This is a genomic window from Lacihabitans sp. LS3-19 (assembly GCF_024343575.1).
Taxonomy (GTDB): Bacteria; Bacteroidota; Bacteroidia; order Cytophagales; family Spirosomataceae; genus Leadbetterella.
Map to the genome: position 1 here is coordinate 1 of NZ_RJUA01000105.1, position 478 is coordinate 478.

Annotated in this window: 1 protein-coding gene; it reads left to right on the forward strand. The window is 34.7% G+C overall.

The annotated features are described in order from the left end of the window. Positions 1 to 478, forward strand: a 478-nt coding sequence (locus EGI22_RS15615) for an SdrD B-like domain-containing protein (RefSeq protein ID WP_255069348.1), incomplete at both ends; no start/stop codon positions are given.

The window sequence follows — 478 nt, forward strand, 5'->3', positions numbered from 1 at the left end:
TAGCATTGATAGCTGGAGGTATTTATACTGTTACAGTAACCGATGCTAATGGTTGTAACGCTACTGCTCAGACTACTGTAACTGTAAATGCTTTTCCAATAATTTCAATATTAGATACAATATGTACTCAACAAGGAGATTTTTATTCTGTTGAATTTAATGTAACTCCAGGAGCTAATGTGACATCAAGTATTGGAACTATTAATGGGAATTTAGTTGAAAATATCCCTTCAGGTAATGAAGTAACTATTTATTTCGAACTTAATAATTGTGTAGATTCAATAAAAATTATTCAATTATGCCCTATTCCATATGGCAGTATCGGCGACAAAGTATTCTCAGATATCAATGGCGATGGCATCCAAGATGGAACAGAGCCAGGCTTAGATGGAATCACAGTTTACTTATTAGACAATACAGGCAATAAAATAGACAGCACAATTACAGCTGGAGGCGGCTTGTACGAATTCGATAGCTT